This is a genomic window from Streptomyces sp. NPDC050548 (assembly GCF_044457385.1).
In the GTDB taxonomy this organism is placed as follows: Bacteria; Actinomycetota; Actinomycetes; order Streptomycetales; family Streptomycetaceae; genus Streptomyces.
On the sequence record NZ_JBITGV010000023.1, the window covers coordinates 1 to 17,811 of the forward strand.

Here is a 17,811-nt window from a genome sequence, read left to right on the forward strand (position 1 = left end):
CGTTTGAGTGCCTGGATCGCCTCGTTCTGGAGGAGGGTGGCCACCTCCTCGTCGGGGCCGAAGGAGGCATCGGCGAGGTGCCAGGCGCGGCGTCCGGGATCGGCGCGTCGGCAGCCGGCGAGTGCCCGGTGGGCCTTGCGCCGTTGCTCGGGCCGGGCCAGTTCTACGACGGCGGAGCGCACCAGTGGGTGGCGGAAGACGATCGAGTGGCGGCTGTCGACGACGATGATGCGCTCGCGTTCGGCGATGTCGAAGTGGTCGGCGGCATCGGGTCCCACGACGCTCTCGGCGGACAGTGCCTGGCCCGAACCGTCCAGGGCGAGCAGCAGGAGCAGGTCCCGGGTCTCCGGTGCGAGCGCGGCGATCCGGGCGGTGAAGATCCGGGTGAGCCGTTCGGTCAGTGGCAGCACGGCGGGCAGCATGTCCGCCGTGGGGTAGCGGTCCGAGGCCAGCGTCGCGGGCAGTTCGACGAGGGCGAGGGGGTTCCCCTGGGCCTCGGAGACGATGCGCCGGCGTACGTGTTCGGCCAGGTCCGGGTAGCGGGCGAGGAGGAGGGCCTCGGACTCGGCGTCGTCCAGGGAACGCATGGTGAGGCTGTTGACGTCGCCGCGAGCGCGCAGCGGCTCTCCGGTCGTACGGACGGTCGAGAGCACCCGTACCCGGGTTCCGGCGACCCGCCGGGCCACGAAGGACAGGACGTCGGCGCTGGCGTCGTCGAGCCACTGGGCGTCGTCGATGATGGCGACCAGCGGTTGTTCCTCTGCGGCGAGCAGGAGCAGTGACAGAGCTGCGGTCGAGATGAGGATGCGTGAGGGCGTCGCGCCCTCGCCGAAGCCCAGTGCCACCCGCAGAGCGCTCTCGTGGTCCGGGCCGAGTTCCGCGAACAGCGGGACCAGCGGCACCAGCAGCTGGTTGAGGCCGGCGAACGCGATATTGGCCTCGAACTGGGCGCCGGCCGCCCGCAGCGTCCTCATACCCCGGGCGCCGGCGAGATCGGCGGCGGCGTCGAGCAGGGCGGACTTTCCCACACCGGGATCTCCGAACAGGGTCAGCGAGCCGCCGAGCCGGGCGGTGTCGTCGATCACCGCTCGGATGAGGTCCAGTTCGCTGGACCGGCCGGTCAGGCCGGTCGCGACGCCCTGGCCTTCGGTGCCCAGGTGCTCTGCGCTCATGAGGAGGCGCCTCTTTCTCCTGTCAGTCCCGACTCTATTCGACGCCGCACCGCACTGCGTCTTGCCCTTCTCCAGGGGACCGATTCTCTAGCGGGCCGTTGTCGTGGCGGCGTCCTCGATGAGGTGGGTGACGGTGCCGGGGTGGGAGATCATCGCGACGTGGGAGCTGTTGATCTCGACGGTGTGCGCGTGGGCGCGCCGGGCCTCGAATCGCTCCAGCGGTGCGCCCAGCGCCTCGTCCTGCCGGGCGACCAGGGCCCAGGAGGGGATGGTGCGCCAGGCGGCGGCCGTGGCCGAGGAGGCGAACGCGGCGGCGGCGACGGGGCGCTGTTCGGCGCCCATCACGACGGTCTGGGAAGCGGGCAGGTCGGCCGCGAACACGGCCCGGAAGCGGGTGGGGTCGACGTACAGGTCCGAGCCGCCGGTGCCGTCGGAGTTGCTGAAGGGCACCGGGCGCAGGGCGGGGGCCAGTTCGTTGGTGCCGGGGAACTTGTCCGACAGCGCGCTCAGTTTCTCGCCCTTGTCCGGGACGAGCGCGGCGATGTAAACGAGGGCCTTGACCTGGGGGTCGCCGGCGGCTGCCTGGGAGATGACGGCGCCGCCGTAGGAGTGGCCCACCAGGATGACCGGACCCTTGACACTGGCCAGGACGCTGGCGACGTAGGTGGAGTCCTCGGCCAGGCCGCGCAAGGGGTTGGCCGGAGCGATGACCGGATAGCCGTCGCGCTGCAGGCGCTCGACCACGCCGTTCCAGCTGGAAGCGTCGGCGAAGGCGCCGTGGACCAGTACCACCGTGGGCTTGGGGGCGGCGCGGCTGGTGTGGGCGGAGGCCAACGGGATCAGGGACAGGCTGGCCGAAGCTGTGACAGCGGCGGTGATGAGAAGGGTGCGCAGCCGGGGGCGGGGGATGGGCATGGTGGATCTCCTTGGGTGGGGGTGAGCGGGTGAGCGGGAAGCCAGGGCAGGCGGTGCTCCATGGGCTGTCAGGACGAGGTCCAGCAGGTCGGCCGAGCCATGCAGTCGCTTGCGTGTGGAACCCCCTGGGCCGGAGGCTCGTGCGACCCGGCCCAGGGGGTGGCTGCGGGGAGGGGAGTGCGCTGGGCCCGCCAGGGCCGGGGCGCTGGTCAGACGGCCTGGCTGAGTGCCTGGAACTGGGCGTCGGTCAAGGTGACCTGTGCGGCCTGGGTGTTCTCCTCCAGGTGGGCCACGCGGGAGGTACCGGGGATGGGCAGCATCACTGGGGAGCGCCGCAGCAGCCAGGCCAGGGCCAGCTGGGAGGGGCTCGCGCCGTGCTCCTTGGCGAGCGTGTCCAGCGGGCCGCCCGGGCGCGCGAGCTGGCCGGTGGCCATCGGGAACCACGGGATGAAGCCCAGGTTTTCCCGCTCGGCGTACTCCAGGACGTCCTCGGCACCGCGATCGGCCAGGTTGTACAGGTTCTGCACGGAGACGATGTCCGCGATCTTCCGGGCTTCCTCGATCTGCTCCACGGTCACCTGCGACAGGCCGATATGGCGGATCTTGCCCTCCTGCTGCAGCAGGAGCAGCTCACCGACCTGGTCGGCCAGCGGGACCTTGGGGTCGACGCGGTGCAGCTGGTAGAGGTCGATCCGCTCCACGCCCAGGTGCCGCAGGCTCAGCTCGGTCTGCTGACGTAGGTACTCGGGGCGGCCGAGCGCGCGCCAGTCGCCTGGGCCCGAGCGGGAGAGCCCGCCCTTGGTGGCGATCACCAGGTGCTGGGAGTACGGGTGCAGGGCCTTGCGGATGAGCTGCTCGCTGACGAACGGGCCGTAGGAGTCGGCGGTGTCGAAGAAGTTCACGCCCAGCTCGGCGGCCCGGCGCAGCACGCGCACGGCCTCCTCGGGGTCCTTGGGGTCGCCCCACACTCCGGGGCCCGTCAACTGCATCGCGCCGTAGCCGAGCCGGTTGACGGGCAGGTCGCCGCCGAGGCGGTAGACCCCGGAGGAGTCGGCGGGACGTGCGGTTTCCTGTGACATGGTCTGCCTTCCTTATCGAATAAGGGTTCGTCTAAAACTTCGGGCGGGGCGGCCGCGTTCACGCGGCCCTCGACTCGGGGCGTGGGATGTCACGCTGGTGTTCGGTCAGGCCGCCCCAGATTCCGTACGGCTGACGGGTGCTCAGCGCGAACGCGGCGCACCTGTCGAGGACCGGGCAGGCCCGGCAGACTTCTACGGCGCGCTGTTCGCGCCTGCGCCGGCGGTGGCCGCGTTCGCCGGGAGGCGAGAAGAACACGGCCGATGCCATGCCCTGGCAGGCGGCGTCTGCCTGCCATTGCCAGGCGTCGAGCAGGGGGACGAGGGGACTGGCGTTCATGGTTGATTTCTTCTCCGCGGAAATAGGAGTGGCGGGCGGGGCGGGTGGTACGCGGGCGGGCGGGAGTTGGCAATGGCCGGGCTCCCGCCCGCCCGCGTGACGACTACGAAGCGAGGAACTCGACGAGCGCCGCGTTGACCTGGTCCGCGTGGGTCCACAGCAGCCCGTGAGGGGCGTCGTCGATCTCGACGTACTGCGCGTCGGGCACCGCCTTGGTGAACTGGCGGCCGGTGGCGTCGATCGGCAGGATCCGGTCGGCGGTGCCCTGAAGGATGAGCGCCGGTACGTCGATCTTCGCGATGTCGGCGCGCATGTCGGTGTGCCAGCTGGGCACCACGGCCGAGGACGCGAACGGCGACATGCGCGTGGCGGTGACCCAACTGCCGCGCACCGCCTGCTCGCTGATGCGGGTGCCGAGGTTCACGTCGAGGTTGTAGAAGTCGTCGAAGAAGCTGGTGAACCAGGCGTACCGGTCCTTCTCCGCGGCGGAGACGATCCCGTCGAACACGGCGGCGGGCAGGCCGGTGGGGTTGTCGGGGGTCTGCAGCAGGAACGGTTCGATGGGTGCCAGGAACGCGACCTTGCGCAGGTTGTCGGTGCCATGGGTGCCGATGTAGCGGCCTATCTCGCCGGTACCCATCGAGAAGCCGACCAGGGCGACGTCCTTGAGCCGCAGCACGTCGAGCAGTACGTCGAGGTCGTTGGCGAAGGTGTCGAAGTCGTAGCCGGTGGTGGGCTGGCTGGACTGGCCGAAGCCCCGGCGGTCGTAGGTGATGACACGGTGTCCGGCCTTGAGGAGCGCCGGGATCTGCAGCTCCCAGGACTTGCCGTCGAGCGGGTAGCCGTGGATCAGCACGACGGGCGAGCCCTCGCCGTGGTCCTCGTAGTACAGGTCGACGTCGGTGGTGTTTTCCTTGGCGACGGTGATGTAGGGCATGGCTTCGCTTCCTGTGTGGGTGGAGAAAGATGAGGGGAGGGGAGGGGTGCCGGTTCAGCGGCGGCGCAGGGCCTGGACCGCGAAGGCGGCGACCTCGTGGTCCTGCGCGGGTGATCCGCCGCCGGCGCCCAGCGCCCCGACGACGACTCCGCGGGCGTCGGTGATCGGGACGCCGCCGGCGACGAAGGCCAGCGGGAGCGTGGTGGCGGTCTGGATCGAGGAGAGCGGGGCGCCGGACTGCACGGCGGGGGCCAGGTCCGCGGTCGCGGCGCCGAAGTACACGGAGGTGCGGGCCTTGGCCTGGGAGGTGTCGATGGAGGCGAGCGCCGCGCCGTCCATCCGGGTCACCAGCACGGTGTTGCCGCCGCCGTCGAGGACCGTGAAGGTGTACGGGACCCCGAGCTCAGTGGCCTTGTGGACGCCTGCGGCGGTGGCCGTGGCCGCGTCGTCCAGGGTGAGGATGACGGGCGAGATCTGCGTGATGGGCATGGCCGTTCCTCTTCAGGTGGTGCCTCTTCAGGTCGTGCCGGGTGGTGTCACTTCTCCTGGTAGGGGGCGGCCTTGGCGAGGTCGGGGCGGGTGACGGGGTGACCGTCGATGGTCTGGTAGGTGGCGGCGGAGCGGCCGAGGGTGTCGAGGAGGGTGGCGGGGCCGGCGAAGGGCTTGCCGCCGATGTGCCAGCCGTCGGTGTGCAGTTCCTCGATGAGGACCCAGACGATCTCGCGGAAGGCCTCGGATCCCTCGAACTTGACCATGACCTCGGTGAGGGCGGCGGCCATGTCGTGCTTCTCCTGGGTGGTGAACACTCCGTCGACGAGCTTGACGTTGACGAACGGCATGGGGTGCTCCTTGGGGTGGGATGCGTTGTCCCTGCCGAGCGGCGGGGACAACTGAAGCGTCGCCCCGGGGCCCCACCCGCCGCACCAGTCATCCGACCTGACTGCGAAGGGTCTTTGCGCGGCGCCGCCCTCGTGTCGGAGCCGCGCGGCCTACGGCGACACCCCCGCACCGGGTGCGCCGGGTACCGGTGACGAGCGCACCGGGCCGGTGCCCGTATCCGCCCAGGTGGGCCGGGGTCGGTGAAACCCGGGTCGGATGACTCATGCCCGGCCGTGGGGCGGCGACGACCATGGGTAGGGACGGCGCAGCCGCCGAATCCCCCACCGATGAAACGAGAAACCCCATGTCCGAGAAAACCAACAAGCAGCTGGTCGCGGAGGCGTTCGACGCCTGGGCCGCCGGTACTGGCGGAGTGTTCGACCTGCTGGCCGAGGACGCCGACTGGACCATCGTCGGCAACAGCGTCGCCTCCGGCACCTACCCCACCCGCGAGGCGTTCATCAGCACGGTCATCGCCCCGTTCAACGCCCGGATGAGCAGCCCGCTGGTGCCGTCCGTCCGCGCGCTGTACGCCGACGGAGACACCGTGGTCGCCCTGTTCGACGCGAGCGCGACGGTGCGGGACGGGTCGCGCTACGACAACACCTACGCCTGGTTCCTGACGATGCGTGACCAGCGGATCGTGAGCGCTGTCGCGTTCTTCGACAGCGTCGAGTTCAACGACTTCTGGGCCCGGGTCCAGCCTGCCTGACCCCCGCCGCCGCACCCCACCCCTTGACCGCTCCTCCGAAGATCGGAAGTGCCCGCCATGTTCATCGTGATCCTGAACTACACCGCGCCGCTCGAAGAGATCGACCGCCACCTGGAGGCCCACAACGCCTGGCTGGAGGAGAACTACGCGGCCGGCCACTTTCTCGCCTCGGGCCGCCAGGACCCCAGGACGGGCGGCGTCGTCCTGGCCCGGGCCGCCGACCGCGAGGCACTGGGCCGCGTCCTGGCCCTGGACCCGTTCGGCATCGCCGAGGTGGCCACGCACACGGTCATCGACTGGCGCCCCTCACGCGCGAGCGCCGAGGCCCAGTGGCTGCTCCAGCCGTGATCCCCGCGGCGATGACGTGCGCGGAATCTGCCGGGCTCGGCACCCCGCGCACCCACCGCCGGGTGCCGCACGCAGGGCACAACCTCCCCCACGAGAACCCCGCCGCCTTCACGGCAGCGGTCCTCGACCCGGCGACCCCGACCCCAGCTCCACCGCCCCGCATGACGGCGGCCACCACCCCGACCCACCGAAAGACAGTGACCATGCGCGCAACCGTGCTCAGACAATTCGCCACCCCGCTGGAACTGGCCGACATCGCCACACCGGTGCCCGGCACCGGCCAGGTCCTGGTCAAGATCGCTGCCAGCGGCGTGAACCCTCTGGACACCAAGATCCGCGCCGGTCAGGCCGCCCACGCCCGTGCTGTCCTGCCCGCGGTGCTGGGCCTGGACCTGGCAGGCACGGTCGAGGAGGTCGGGCCGCAGGTGACCGGCTTCGCCGTCGGCGACGAGGTGTACGGGCTGAGCGGCGGCGTCGGCGACCTCCAGGGATCACTGGCGCAGTACGCCGCCGCCGACGCCCGCCTGCTCACCCACAAGCCCGCCGCTCTGACCATGCGGCAGGCCGCGGCGCTGCCGCTGTCGGTCGTCACCGCATGGGAGGGACTCGTGGACCGGGCCAAGGTCGGCGCCGGGCACAAGGTCCTGGTACATGGCGGAGCAGGCGGCATCGGCCACGTCGCGGTGCAGATCGCCCGTGCCCGCGGCGCCGAGGTCTTCGCCACCGCCTCGGCCGCCCACGCCGAGACCGTCCGTGGGCTCGGCGCCACCGCGATCGACTACGCCACCACCGAGGTGGAAGAGTACGTCGCCGCCCACACCGGCGGCGAGGGCTTCGATATCGTCTTCGACACCGTCGGAGGCGCCGTCCTCGACAACTCCTTTGCCGCGGTGCGCACTTACACCGGCCACGTCCTGAGCGCCCTGGGCTGGGGCAGCCACAGCCTGGCCCCGCTCTCCTTCCGCGGCGCCACCTACTCCGGGGTCTTCACCCTGCTGCCCATGCTCACCGGCAAGGGCCGCGAGCACCACGGCGAGATCCTGCGCGAAGCCGCCGCCCTGGCCGACGCGGGCCTGCTCAAGCCACTGCTGGACCCCCGCCGCTACACCCTGGACACGGTCGCCGAGGCCCACGCGGCCGTCGAGGACGGCTCGGCCCACGCCAAGATCGTCGTCGACATCGAGCCCTGACCCGACGGCGAGGAGCCCGGCAGCGCGACCACCGCGCCGCCGGGCTCCTCGCCGTTCTCCCTGGCTACGGAAACTCCGGACCGTCGTGTGGCTCGCCCAGTTTGGTGAGCGCGTCGCGCAGGCCGGCGCGGGCGGTGACGCCGAGCTTGGGGAACACGTTGTACAGGTGCCCGCTGACGGTGCGCGCGGACAGGTGCAGCCGTTCCCCGATCGCCTTGTTCGTCAGTCCCGATGCCGCGAGCGTGGCGATCTGCAGCTCCTGCGGGGTGAGTTGGACCTGGCTCACGTCGGCCGGGCGGCGCGACAGGCCGGTGGCCCTCATCTCGTTCCTGGCGCGCTCGGCCCACGGCGCGGCCCGCAACCGGTCGAACAGCCCCAGCGCCGCGACCAGTTGCACCCGTGACTCGACGGCGGCCCGCTCCCGGCGCAGGTGCTCGCCGTACGCCAGCAGCACCCGCGCACGCTCGAAGGGCCACAGCTCCTCGGGCGCCGCCGCAAGGGCCCGCTCGAAGTGGGCGCTCGCCACCTCGCCCTCGGACACCAGCCCCTGGGCCCCCGCCACGAGCAGCGCCCAGCGGGAGGAGATCTTCGCGATGCCCATGCGCAGCATCGCGTCGACGAATTCCCGGGCCTGTTCGGTGCGGCCGGTCCGTACGGCCGCCTCGACCAGGTCGTAGGCCACGAACAGCTGCAACTGCTGGGCGGTGCCGCCTTCCACGCCGTGCGGGCTGATCCTGACCGCCTCGGTGTACGCGGTTTCGTAGTCGCAGCGGCCGATGGCGGCGAGCGTCCGCACGCGGTACACGTGCTGCGGCACGATGAAGGCCTGGCGCGGGAGCGACCAGGACAGCATCCACTCCAACGGCTCCTCCGCCACATCCTGTTGGCCCAGTGCGGCGGCGGCCAGGGCCTTGCTGTACTTCAGGTACCAGACGAACTCCAGGTATCCGTAGGCCTCGACAAGTTCCAGGCCCTCCTCGGCGAAGCGCATCGTGTCGTCCCAGCGCCCGGCCAGGTAGCTCTCCCCGCACAACAGCATCAGCGCGTTGGTCACCGAGGCGACGGCACCCGCCTGCCTGCCTTCGCGCCACACCCGCAGGAGCGGTTCGCGCAGGTCGGCGAGGCGGTCGACGTCGTTGGCGACGTAGGCGACGCGGATGATCTGCCCGGGGTCGCGCTCGGTGGCCAGGGCGGCGATCTGCCGGTCGAGGGTGGCCAGTGCCTCGGGCGAGGCGGTGGCGGGGTTGGTGGCGATCTCGGAGCGGATCAGCACGGACTCGGGCAGCAGGTCGCGGTACCGCTCCACCAGCTCGCGGTAGGAGTCCCACATCTCCTTGCGCCCGTTGAGGGCGACGGTCAGCGACAGGATCCAGATCGCCGAGTTGACCTCCTCCGCGGCGGGCTCGACGTCCGGGGCCCGCAGCGCGGCGCTGATCACCCGGTACGCGGAGATGACGTCCCCGTCGGAGTACAGCAGCAGTGAGGCCGCCGCGGAGGCGGCGGCCAGCGAGCCCACGCCCGCGTGCACCCGCCGGGCATCGCTCAGCAGGCTCGACACCGACCGCAGGTCGCCCAGGACCTCTGCGGCGAAGTACGCGGTCGCCGCCAGCCGCTGCGAGCGCTGCTGAAGGTCCGGACTCAGGTCCGCCGAGCGGGTCATCGCCGCCACCGCGGCCGTCGGGTCCCCGCGCTTGAGGGCCTGGATCGCCTCGCGTTGCAGCAGGCTGGCCACCTCCTCGTCGGGACCGAAGGAGGCGTCCGCCAGGTGCCAGGCTCGGTGCCCCGGATCCAGCGCCCGGCCTTTGGCGAGCGCCCGGTGGGCTCTGCGCCGGGCCTCGGGCCCGGCCAGTTCGACCACCGCGGAGCGCACCAGCGGGTGGCGGAAGACCACCGTGTGCTGCCGGTCGACCACGACGATGCGTTCGTGTTCGGCGATATCCAGCTGGGCCGCGGCACCGGAGCCCACCACACCCTCGTCGGACAGCGCCCGCCCCGAACCGTCCAGAGCCAGCAGCAACAGCAGGTCCCGGGTCTCGGGCGCGAGTGCGGAGATGCGGGAGGTGAACGTCCGGCTGAGCCGCTCGGTCAACGGCAGTACGGCGGGCAGGGCATCGGCGGTCGGGTACCGGTCCGGGGTCAGCATGGCCGGCAGCTCGACCAGGGCGAGCGGGTTCCCCTGCGCCTCGGTGGCGATGCGCCGGCGCACGGGCCCGGCCAGATCCGGGTAGCGCCCGATCAGCAGCGACTCGGCCGCCGCATCGTCGAGGGAGCGGACGGTGAGGCTGCTCCCGTCACCGGCCGGCGGCTGCCCGGTGGTGCGGACCGCCGTCAGGACACGCACCGCGGTGTCGGCGACCCGTCGGGCCACGAACGCCAGCACGTCGGCGCTCGCGTCGTCGAGCCACTGGGTGTCGTCGACGATGACCACCAACGGTTGATCCTGCGCGGCGAGCAGGAGCAGCGACAGTGTTGCCGTCGCGATCAGGAGACGCGAGGGAGTCGGACCGTCGCCGAAGCCCAGCGCCACCCGCAGGGCGCTCTCGTGGGACGAGTCGAGCCGAGGGAACATCGGAGCCAGCGGCACCAGGAGTTGGTTGAGCCCCGCGAACGCGATGTTGGCCTCGAACTCGGCCCCGGCCGCCCGCAGCGTCCGCATGCCGTTCTCCAGGGCAAGATCGGCGGCTGCGTCGAGCAATGCGGACTTGCCCACTCCGGGTTCGCCGAAGAGTGTGAGCGAGCCGCCCGACTTACCGGTGTCCTCGACGACGGCCTTGATGAGGTCCAGCTCGCCGGCACGTCCCGTCAGGCCGGACGCGGCCCGGCGGTGTTCGGGCCTTTCTCGCTCCGCGGTCATCGGGATGGCTCCTCTTGCCGTGTGAAACCTGCTGTCGGTCACCTCACGGAAGCGCAAGGAGGTTGCGTAAGCGCACCGTGCGCAGGTCCTGGACGAGACGCGACCAGGGCGCCTCGCCGTCGCGACCGCTGCATGACCATCCGCCGTGTTCGAAATCCCCCTTGGTTGTGCCAACCCTATGCGACGGCGCGCCGCACAGTCCTTCTGTCCGCGGGGTCGGGGAAGCGGGTGATTTGGCCCAAGCAGTGTCCGGTAGGTCCTGAACCGCCTGACGCATGCCCCGGCCAACGGGGTCGTCCGAAGGTCCCAGCGACCGAGACTGGTCTCTCCTCAAGACCCTGCATCGTGGACGGGCCGTCACGGGAACCGTGACCGAGATCGCTGAAATGGGGGCCTCTCTGGAGCGACCTGCGGGACATCCGGCATGTGTGCGAAGGGGTTGTCGAAGGTCGACAATCTCGGTGAACCTGCTTCCCGTCACCAGCAAGGGCCCTCCCGGTGGCCAGCCGGTGGCCGGACGCCTTTGGACGGCGCGGCATCAGGCGGTACGGGTCAACCTGCCACGCATGCTCTGATCAGGCACAACGTCACCACGCGGCACGACGAATCACAGGACGACACGATCGCTCATGGTCTCGTAATGCGTAGGTCTCGGGTTCGAATCCCGAAGGCGGCTCCAAGGGAAACCGCAGGTCATGCCTCTGACCTGCGGTTTCTTTGTTTTCTTGACCTTGGAATGTGTGCACGTATCGCTTCGGCCGCCTGTGCATGGAATGCGTAGGTTATAGGTTTCACGCTCCGGAAGTGGTGGCGTGCTTGTGGTGCACGATAGTGCCGTTGACCTGCTACTTCCTTGTGCAATGCTGAGTGGCCGGTCAGTGTCTGCAAAGGGTGGGGTGGCCGAGGGGTGGCCATCTGTGCAAAGTCGGTGCGGGGTGGCGGGCCGGGGCAGCGATGGCGGGGGCTGATTGAGGCTTTGTTCTTGTGACTATTCGACAACACCCCGGTGGCACGCGGACCGATGTCCGTCGCGAAATCTAGGACCCGGCACCGGCGAGGACGGCAGGCGCTGCTCAGCCAACAGCTCGCGACTGAGGGGTGTGTGCATCAGCTCCCACCCGCTTCTCCCCGGGGCACCCTTGTTCACGGCCCAGCCGCCGCCATCGGGTGAGGAGGGCGGCGACTGGTGACGTCGTCTATCTGGATGTGCGACCTTGCCGACTCAGATCAGTCGACTTGGATCAGCCGGGCACCGTATACACGGATCAGGTGTCGCAGTCGCCGGTGTAGATGTGTGACCAGCCGCTCCACCCGCCCGACCCGGCGTAGGAAACCCTCGCCTGAACTGCCCAGAACTGGCCGGTTGCTCCGCAGCCGAGGGCAGGGGCGGAGCTCGTGTTCACGTGGACCGGGCCCACGGTCTGCCCGGCCGGTACCGACTTCGCGTTGTCCGCCACGGTTACCCAAGGCAGCCAGTCTCCTCCCATGGGCTTGCGGTGGTACTGAACCTGGTAGCGGAAGGAGCGTGTGTTGGCCGCGCTGCTGTCGAGCTTCACGTACGCCTTGGCGATCACTCGGTAGGCGCCGGGAGCCCCGACATTCTCCAGATCGGTGCTGATGCAGCCGGCGACTGCCGCCTTGCCTTGTCCCTTGAACGCGGCGCACTTGATCCCGTCGTCCGCGTGTGCAGGCGTAGCCGAGGCCAGTACTGCCGACGCCAGCGTCGCTGTTGCCAGTGCCTTGACGCACGTGGACTTGATCTTTCCAGGCATGGTGATTTCTCCGTTTCGGTTCAGTGGGTTGAGGTCCCGGGTGTTGTGTCGCCGTCACTCAACGTGGTGACTGCGGCCCGTTGAACTCACCGTGCCCACCCAGCGCACGGCACGCTAGGAGTGCCGCGTATCCCTTGCGCGGCGATACCGGGATACGTCGCGTGAACTGGGAGAACGCCATGGGGGAGGAGACGGTCCGGGAGAGCTCGGAGCCGGTTCCGCAGGAGTTCGGGGTGGCCATGCGCCGCCTGAGGGGCGAGCGCGGAGTGTCGCTGTCGCAGTTGGCGAAGGTGGCGAGTTACAGCAAGGGCTACCTGTCCAACATCGAGTGCGGCCGCAAGCGACCGCACCAGGCGCTCGCCGAGTGCCTGGACGCCGCGCTGTCGGCAGACGGCGAGTTGTCGCGGCTGTGCGGTGGTTCGGCGGCGCAGCCTGGCGAGTGCCCCTACCGTGGGCTGGCCGCGTTCGGCGAGCAGGACGCGCGCTGGTTCTTTGGCCGGGAGGACGCCACCGACACCCTGGTAAGCAGGGTGCGGCGGGCCGCTGAAGCAGGCGGCGGGACCGTGATGCTGCTCGGCGCGTCCGGTGCGGGAAAGTCCTCGCTGCTGAGGGCCGGTCTGCTGTCACGCCTGGGTGACGCGGATCTTCCGTCGGCCGTGGTGGTCACGCCGACCGCGAATCCGCTTGGCACGCTGGCTCGGGCGCTGGCCGGTCCGCTCGGTCAGTCCGCAGCCGAAGTGGAGGAACTCCTGGGTCAGGGCCGGTTCCCGGCGCGCGGCAAAGCGCTGCTGTTGGTGGTGGACCAGTGGGAAGAGATCTTTGCGCTCTGCGCCGACGAGGCGGAACGCGCCGCCTACGTTTCAGCCGTGTGTGCGGCACCGCTGGCCGTGCTCGCCGTGCGCGCGGACTTCTACGAGCAGTGCCTCGCCCATCCGCCACTGGCCAGAGCCCTGGAGCGGGCGACGGTGACGCTGGGCGCGATGTCGCGCGGCGACCTGCTGCGGGCGGTGGGTAGGCCGGCCGAACTGGCGCGGCTCCAGGTTGAGCCGGAGCTGGTGAAACGGGTGCTCGAAGACCTGGATCCGGTGGGACGCGGCTGGGAACCGAGCAGCTTGCCACTGTTGTCACACGCCCTGCTGACGACCTGGCAGCATCGGTCGGGCCGGCATCTGACAGTGCGGGGATATGAGGCGGGCGGCGGGCTGCGCAGGGCGATCGCGGAGAGCGCGGAAGCCGTGTACCAGGGGCTGTCGGCGGTACAGCGGGAGACAGCCCGGCACCTAATGCTGGAGCTGGTGCAGGTGGGAGAGGAGGGCGGGGACACCCGCCGCCGGGTCCCCCTTGTGCGGCTGAGTGCCGGACAGCGGGCGGTAGCTGAGGCGTTCACTGCCTCAAGGCTGCTGACCTGGGGCGAGAGGGCGGTCGAGCTGAGCCATGAGGCGGTGTTGTGGGCGTGGCCGCGCCTGGCCGGATGGATCGACGCGGACCGGGCCGGGCTGCGGCTGCGGCAGCGCATCACGGATGGGGCGTCGACGTGGCAAGAGGCAGGGCGGCGGGACGAACTGCTGCTGCAAGGCGCCGGACTGGCGGTGGCCGGCCAGTGGGCGGCCGACCATCGCGGAGTACTCAGCGAGGTGGAGCGGGAGTTCCTGAAGGCGTCGCAAAAGGCGGCCGAGCGTGGGATGCGCCGGCTGAGGCGGCTGCTGCGGGCGCTTGCGGGCATCACCGCGCTTGCCGTCATCGCGACCGTGGCGGCGGTGGCGGCTGTGGGTCGTGAGCGGGAGTCGACGCACCGGGCACAGGTCGGAGAGGCGGCGGCGGCCGCGAAGCTGCTGCTGCCGGTCGATCCCGCCAGGGCCGCCGCACTGGCCGTCACCGCACACCACTACGCATCCTCTTCCGCCGCGGCCAGGGAGGCTGTAGCCAGCGTCTCCGGTTTTCCGGTGCCACGCCGTCTCGACGCCGGCACCGGATCAGTGGAGGCCATCGCTGTCGGACCCGAAGCGCGCGGGCGGCCGGCACTGTTGGCGACAGCTACCGAAGCCGGCGTGCTCACACTGCGCTCCGCACGAGAGACAGGCGAGCAGCTGCCGCCTCGGCGTGCCGTGTGGACCGGACGGGTCCCCGGCGTCCGGACGGGCACGGCGGTGTACGGGCTGGCGTTCACACACGACGGCAACACCCTCGTAGTCGGCGAAGGCCCTCGTGTCCGGCTCTGGCACGTCACCTATGCGCCGCGTCCACGGCTGACCGCCGGGAAGATCCTGTGGAAGGGAACTACCGGCGTGAGCCACCTGAGACTGTCCCGTGACGGTCACACGCTGGCCGTAGCGGATCGCGGCGGGTACGTCCTGATGTGGGACTTCAACGACCACGGCCCCATCCGAACGGCTCCACATCGCCTCCCCTTGCCGAACCCGAGCCGAGGGCAGAGCGGGGCGACCCACGCGAAGCCGTACGCGGTGTCATTCTCCGAGGACGGCACCCGGTTGTCCGCGGCCGGGACCCACCGGGTCGGCGAGCAGGACACGGGCGTCGCAATCGTCTGGCAACGCCTACCCGGAACCCGAGCCGACCACTTCACCCCGCGCGGAACACTGCGGCTTGCGACCAGCTCGCCCGAAGCACCCCTTTCTCCCGACGGCAGGACGCTGGCCGCCGGAATCGGCGACGGCAGCCTGCTGCTCTGCCGGATCGCCCGCCTGACCAAGCAGTTCACCTGCCAGGACGCCCGGCACGCGCCGCAACGAGGCACATACGCGGCCGGCATGGACTACAGCCCGGACGGCAGGCTTCTGGCCGAAGCCGACCACACCGGACCGGTGCGATTGCGTGATCCGCACACCGGCCGCCTGCTGCTGACCCTGCCACACCCAAGCGATCTCGATTCCCTCTCCTTCGCTCCGGACGGCAGCGCCTTGTTCGCGGGCGCCGCACACAGCGGAAAGATCTGGGCATGGCCCATGCCGCTGCCAGTGCTCCTCGGTCACACCGATCCCGTCATCTCCTCCGCCCAGCCCGCCGACGGCCAGTGGCTCGCCACCGCCGACCGGCACAGCGTGCGCCTGTGGCAACCAGGCGCCGGGAGCAGCCGTCCGCTGTTCGTATTAAGGCCAGCCGGCCCTGGGGCCATTACCGCGCTCGCCGCCAGCCGCAACGGGTCCCGTCTCGCCGTCGCCACCGAGGACTGGACCGTACAGCTCTACGACACCATCAACCCCAGCAACCCCCAACACCTGGGGCACGCAGGGGCGTTGTCCCGGCTGCGGCCGGTCTACGCCGTGGCGCTCTCGCCCGACGGCTCGGTCGTCGCTTTCGGGGACGACACCAAGACGGTCCAGCTGTGGAACGTCCCGCCAATCCCGCACGGGGCCAAACCCAGCCGACGCGGTAGCCGCATCCCTGACACAGGGGTCGGCGCGGGCTTCTTCCAGTCCCTGAGCTTCTCGCCCGACGGCGCCTGGCTCGCCGGCGGCACCACGGGCGGCAGCCTGCACGTGTGGGAGGCTCGAGCGGTAGTTGTCAAGTCAAATGAGACGTTCACGGTGCTATGAACCTTGTGGTTCGGTTTCCCTGCGTTTTGCCGGGTCGTTGATCCAGACCTGGCCGGGTATCCGGGGTGGTCTCGGTCGGCGGGCGAAGCGTTGGGGGTGGCGCTCGTATGCCTCGGCGAGCGCGATGGCCCGCTGGTCGCGGACCTCCTCGGCGGTGCCGAAGTGGACGGAGGCGGGGGTGTGCAGGCCGATCCCGGAGTGTCTGTGGTCATGGTTGTAGTAGGCGATGAACGCGTCCATCCACTCCCGGGCATGGGGCAGCGAATCGAACCGTTCCGGATAGTCGGCGGTGTACTTCGTGGTCCTGAACTGGCTTTCCGAGTACGGATTGTCGTTGCTGACCCTGGGGCGTGAGTGACTCCTGGTGACACCGAGGTCGATCAGCAGCTGGGAGACCTTCTTGCTGGTCATTGAGGTGCCGCGATCCGCGTGCACGGTCTCGGGGACGATGCCGTTGCGCTCGATGGTCTCGCGGATCAACTCCTCGGCCCGTCCCGCCGATTCGGCCCGCTCGACGGTGTGGCCGACGACGTAGCGGCTGAAGATGTCGATGATGACGTAGGCGTGATACCAGATCCCCTTGACCGGGCCGGGCAGCTTGGTGATGTCCCAGGTGAAGACCTGCGACGGCCCGGTGGCGACCAGTTCGGGGATCGTCCGTGGCGGGTGGGCGGCCTGGCGGCGGCGTTCGCCGTTCTGCCCGGCGGCGGACAGGATCCGGTACATCGTCCGCTGCGAGCACCAGTAGTTGCCCGCGTCCAGCTCACGCGCCCAGACCTGCGCGGGCGGCAGGTCGACGTACTCCGGCCGGTTCAGCAGCGCCAGGATCTCGGCCCGCTCGGCCGGCGAGAGGGCCGAGGCGGGCGCAGGTCTCGGGGACGGTGCGGGCTTCGGCACCGGGTTGATGCGGCGGTAGTGGGTGGCGCGTGAGCGTCCGGTCAGCCGGCAGGCCGCCGCAATGCCCAACTGGCCCTGGACGCCCGCGAAAGCCTCATCGATCACGGGCACGGCGGCATGCTTCAGTCCGCGCTCTCGGAGAGCAGTTCCAAGAGCGCGTTGGCTTTTCCCATGACCTCCAGCGCGGCATCGCGGCGGGCCAGGTCCTTCTCCAGGCGGGCGACCTTCTTGCGCAGCCGCTCCAACTCGGCCTGCTCGGCCGCCTTCCTCGGCCGCACCGCCGAGGTCCGCCGGTCGGTCAGCGCGTCGAGTGCGCCGGCCTCACGGGCCTGGCGCCACTCGATGATGTGCGAGTGGTAGAGCCGCTCACGGCGCAGGACCGCGCCCTTCTCGCCCGGCGGAGCGGCGTCGTACTCGGCGACGATTCGCAGCTTGTACTCCGCGGGGAACGTCCGCCGCTTCGGCTTCGGCGCCGGATCGTCGCCGCCAGTGCTAGGTATCGGGGTGGTGCTGGCCATGCTGAGGGGATCTCCTGTCTCGTCCATCCAGACTAACCCGACAAAACGGGTGTCTCAGCCGAGACTGTCAGAGAGGGGAGAGCCGAAGACCCGCGCCTCCGTTGCCGCCCGCACAGGGCACACCCTGGGCATCACCGCGGTGGCCTTCCTCAGCGCGGGAGCCGACCGCCTCGCCACCGGTGACCAGCAAGGCCACGTGCGCCTCTGGGGTTTCGACCGCCCACCGGCGAGTGCGCACACCCCCGTCGGCAGTGCCCGTCGGCTGCGTCCCCTCGGCAAGTCCGCCGCCCTGCACACCCGAGCCGTCACCGCCTTGACCACCACCCGCGACTACACCGTGGCCGCCAGCGCATCAGGCGACGGCACGGTGGCCACGTGGCCCACGAGCAACGATCAGGCGCTCCCCAGCCACCGCCTCCAGGCTCCCGGTGAGGACTTCACCTCCGCGCACCTCAGTCCGGCAGGCGACCGCCTGTGGACCACAGGCAGCACCGCGGTACGTCGGTGGCCTACTTCCGTCTCCGCCGCCGAGAAGGCCCTGTGTGATCGTCTGGACGACGCCCATCCCGACCTTCGCGACCAGGAACTGGTACCAGACGCACGCGAAGGCTTCAGGTGCCGTACCTGACCGAAGGGGCAATCGCACG

Annotated in this window: 14 protein-coding genes and 1 pseudogene; 5 read left to right on the plus strand and 10 right to left on the minus strand. The window is 70.4% G+C overall.

Features of this window, described 5'->3' with window-relative positions; all coding sequences use genetic code 11:
* The 7 genes from ACIBJH_RS41555 to ACIBJH_RS41585 form a co-directional block, all read right to left on the minus strand.
* Positions 1-1,172, minus strand: a 1,172-nt coding sequence (locus ACIBJH_RS41555; protein ID WP_399122143.1) for an AAA family ATPase, incomplete at its 3' end; no start/stop codon positions are given.
* 87 nt (positions 1,173-1,259) lie between these two features.
* Positions 1,260-2,087, minus strand: coding sequence for an alpha/beta fold hydrolase (locus ACIBJH_RS41560; RefSeq protein WP_399122144.1), 828 nt, complete (start codon positions 2,085-2,087; stop codon positions 1,260-1,262).
* A gap of 209 nt (positions 2,088-2,296) precedes the next feature.
* Positions 2,297-3,166, minus strand: a complete 870-nt coding sequence (locus ACIBJH_RS41565) for an aldo/keto reductase (RefSeq protein ID WP_399122145.1) — start codon at positions 3,164-3,166, stop codon at positions 2,297-2,299.
* 58 nt (positions 3,167-3,224) lie between these two features.
* Positions 3,225-3,503 carry a WhiB family transcriptional regulator gene (locus ACIBJH_RS41570; protein ID WP_327402299.1) on the minus strand — a complete coding sequence of 93 codons (279 nt, stop codon included), beginning with the start codon at positions 3,501-3,503 and terminating at the stop codon, positions 3,225-3,227.
* A gap of 103 nt (positions 3,504-3,606) precedes the next feature.
* Positions 3,607-4,440, minus strand: coding sequence for an alpha/beta fold hydrolase (locus ACIBJH_RS41575; protein WP_399122146.1), 834 nt, complete (start codon positions 4,438-4,440; stop codon positions 3,607-3,609).
* A gap of 54 nt (positions 4,441-4,494) precedes the next feature.
* Positions 4,495-4,929 carry a heme-binding protein gene (locus ACIBJH_RS41580; RefSeq protein ID WP_399122147.1) on the minus strand — a complete coding sequence of 145 codons (435 nt, stop codon included), beginning with the start codon at positions 4,927-4,929 and terminating at the stop codon, positions 4,495-4,497.
* A gap of 47 nt (positions 4,930-4,976) precedes the next feature.
* A complete protein-coding gene (locus ACIBJH_RS41585) occupies positions 4,977-5,279 on the minus strand; it encodes a tautomerase family protein (RefSeq protein ID WP_019064730.1) in 303 nt (100 codons plus the stop codon).
* Between the two features lie 344 nt (positions 5,280-5,623).
* Here ACIBJH_RS41585 and ACIBJH_RS41590 point away from each other — a divergent pair, with 344 nt between their 5' ends.
* The 3 genes from ACIBJH_RS41590 to ACIBJH_RS41600 all read left to right on the plus strand — a co-directional run bounded on the left by ACIBJH_RS41590 (position 5,624) and on the right by ACIBJH_RS41600 (position 7,569).
* Positions 5,624-6,031 (plus strand): nuclear transport factor 2 family protein, encoded by a 408-nt coding sequence (locus ACIBJH_RS41590; protein ID WP_327402296.1) that lies wholly within the window; start codon positions 5,624-5,626, stop codon positions 6,029-6,031.
* A gap of 57 nt (positions 6,032-6,088) precedes the next feature.
* Positions 6,089-6,379: a YciI family protein gene (locus ACIBJH_RS41595; RefSeq protein ID WP_399122148.1), complete on the plus strand. Its 291-nt coding sequence runs from the start codon at positions 6,089-6,091 to the stop codon at positions 6,377-6,379.
* A 203-nt stretch (positions 6,380-6,582) separates the two neighbouring features.
* Entirely contained in the window at positions 6,583-7,569 is a 987-nt protein-coding gene (locus ACIBJH_RS41600) for a zinc-dependent alcohol dehydrogenase family protein (RefSeq protein WP_399122254.1), read from the plus strand.
* 64 nt (positions 7,570-7,633) lie between these two features.
* Here the strand turns inward: ACIBJH_RS41600 and ACIBJH_RS41605 are convergent, their stop codons facing one another.
* Together ACIBJH_RS41605 and ACIBJH_RS41610 are read right to left on the minus strand one after the other, a co-directional pair.
* Positions 7,634-10,423 (minus strand): AAA family ATPase, encoded by a 2,790-nt coding sequence (locus ACIBJH_RS41605; protein WP_399122149.1) that lies wholly within the window; start codon positions 10,421-10,423, stop codon positions 7,634-7,636.
* A gap of 1,265 nt (positions 10,424-11,688) precedes the next feature.
* Positions 11,689-12,195 (minus strand): hypothetical protein, encoded by a 507-nt coding sequence (locus tag ACIBJH_RS41610; protein WP_399122150.1) that lies wholly within the window; start codon positions 12,193-12,195, stop codon positions 11,689-11,691.
* 161 nt (positions 12,196-12,356) lie between these two features.
* On the opposite strand from ACIBJH_RS41610, the gene ACIBJH_RS41615 reads away from it, so the two are divergent.
* Complete coding sequence (locus ACIBJH_RS41615; RefSeq protein ID WP_399122151.1) at positions 12,357-15,749, plus strand: helix-turn-helix domain-containing protein; 3,393 nt, start codon at positions 12,357-12,359, stop codon at positions 15,747-15,749.
* Here ACIBJH_RS41615 and ACIBJH_RS41620 read toward each other — a convergent pair.
* A pseudogene (locus ACIBJH_RS41620) lies at positions 15,744-17,164 on the minus strand (IS3 family transposase). The gene ACIBJH_RS41615 and the pseudogene ACIBJH_RS41620 overlap by 6 nt on opposite strands.
* A 49-nt stretch (positions 17,165-17,213) precedes the next feature.
* On the opposite strand from ACIBJH_RS41620, the gene ACIBJH_RS41625 reads away from it, so the two are divergent.
* Positions 17,214-17,792, plus strand: coding sequence for a WD40 repeat domain-containing protein (locus ACIBJH_RS41625; RefSeq protein WP_399122152.1), 579 nt, complete (start codon positions 17,214-17,216; stop codon positions 17,790-17,792).
* Positions 17,793-17,811 lie beyond the last annotated feature (19 nt).

What these genes read in the sequence shown, in the direction of transcription:
- ACIBJH_RS41560 (WP_399122144.1), bottom strand. Translation starts at nt 2,087, where the DNA reads ATGCCCATCCCCCGCCCCCGGCTGCGCACCCTTCTCATCACCGCCGCT.
- ACIBJH_RS41605 (WP_399122149.1), bottom strand. Translation starts at nt 10,423, where the DNA reads ATGACCGCGGAGCGAGAAAGGCCCGAACACCGCCGGGCCGCGTCCGGC.
- ACIBJH_RS41565 (WP_399122145.1), bottom strand. Translation starts at nt 3,166, where the DNA reads ATGTCACAGGAAACCGCACGTCCCGCCGACTCCTCCGGGGTCTACCGC.
- ACIBJH_RS41600 (WP_399122254.1), top strand. Translation starts at nt 6,583, where the DNA reads ATGCGCGCAACCGTGCTCAGACAATTCGCCACCCCGCTGGAACTGGCC.
- ACIBJH_RS41590 (WP_327402296.1), top strand. Translation starts at nt 5,624, where the DNA reads ATGTCCGAGAAAACCAACAAGCAGCTGGTCGCGGAGGCGTTCGACGCC.
- ACIBJH_RS41570 (WP_327402299.1), bottom strand. Translation starts at nt 3,503, where the DNA reads ATGAACGCCAGTCCCCTCGTCCCCCTGCTCGACGCCTGGCAATGGCAG.
- ACIBJH_RS41595 (WP_399122148.1), top strand. Translation starts at nt 6,089, where the DNA reads ATGTTCATCGTGATCCTGAACTACACCGCGCCGCTCGAAGAGATCGAC.
- ACIBJH_RS41585 (WP_019064730.1), bottom strand. Translation starts at nt 5,279, where the DNA reads ATGCCGTTCGTCAACGTCAAGCTCGTCGACGGAGTGTTCACCACCCAG.
- ACIBJH_RS41575 (WP_399122146.1), bottom strand. Translation starts at nt 4,440, where the DNA reads ATGCCCTACATCACCGTCGCCAAGGAAAACACCACCGACGTCGACCTG.
- ACIBJH_RS41610 (WP_399122150.1), bottom strand. Translation starts at nt 12,195, where the DNA reads ATGCCTGGAAAGATCAAGTCCACGTGCGTCAAGGCACTGGCAACAGCG.
- ACIBJH_RS41580 (WP_399122147.1), bottom strand. Translation starts at nt 4,929, where the DNA reads ATGCCCATCACGCAGATCTCGCCCGTCATCCTCACCCTGGACGACGCG.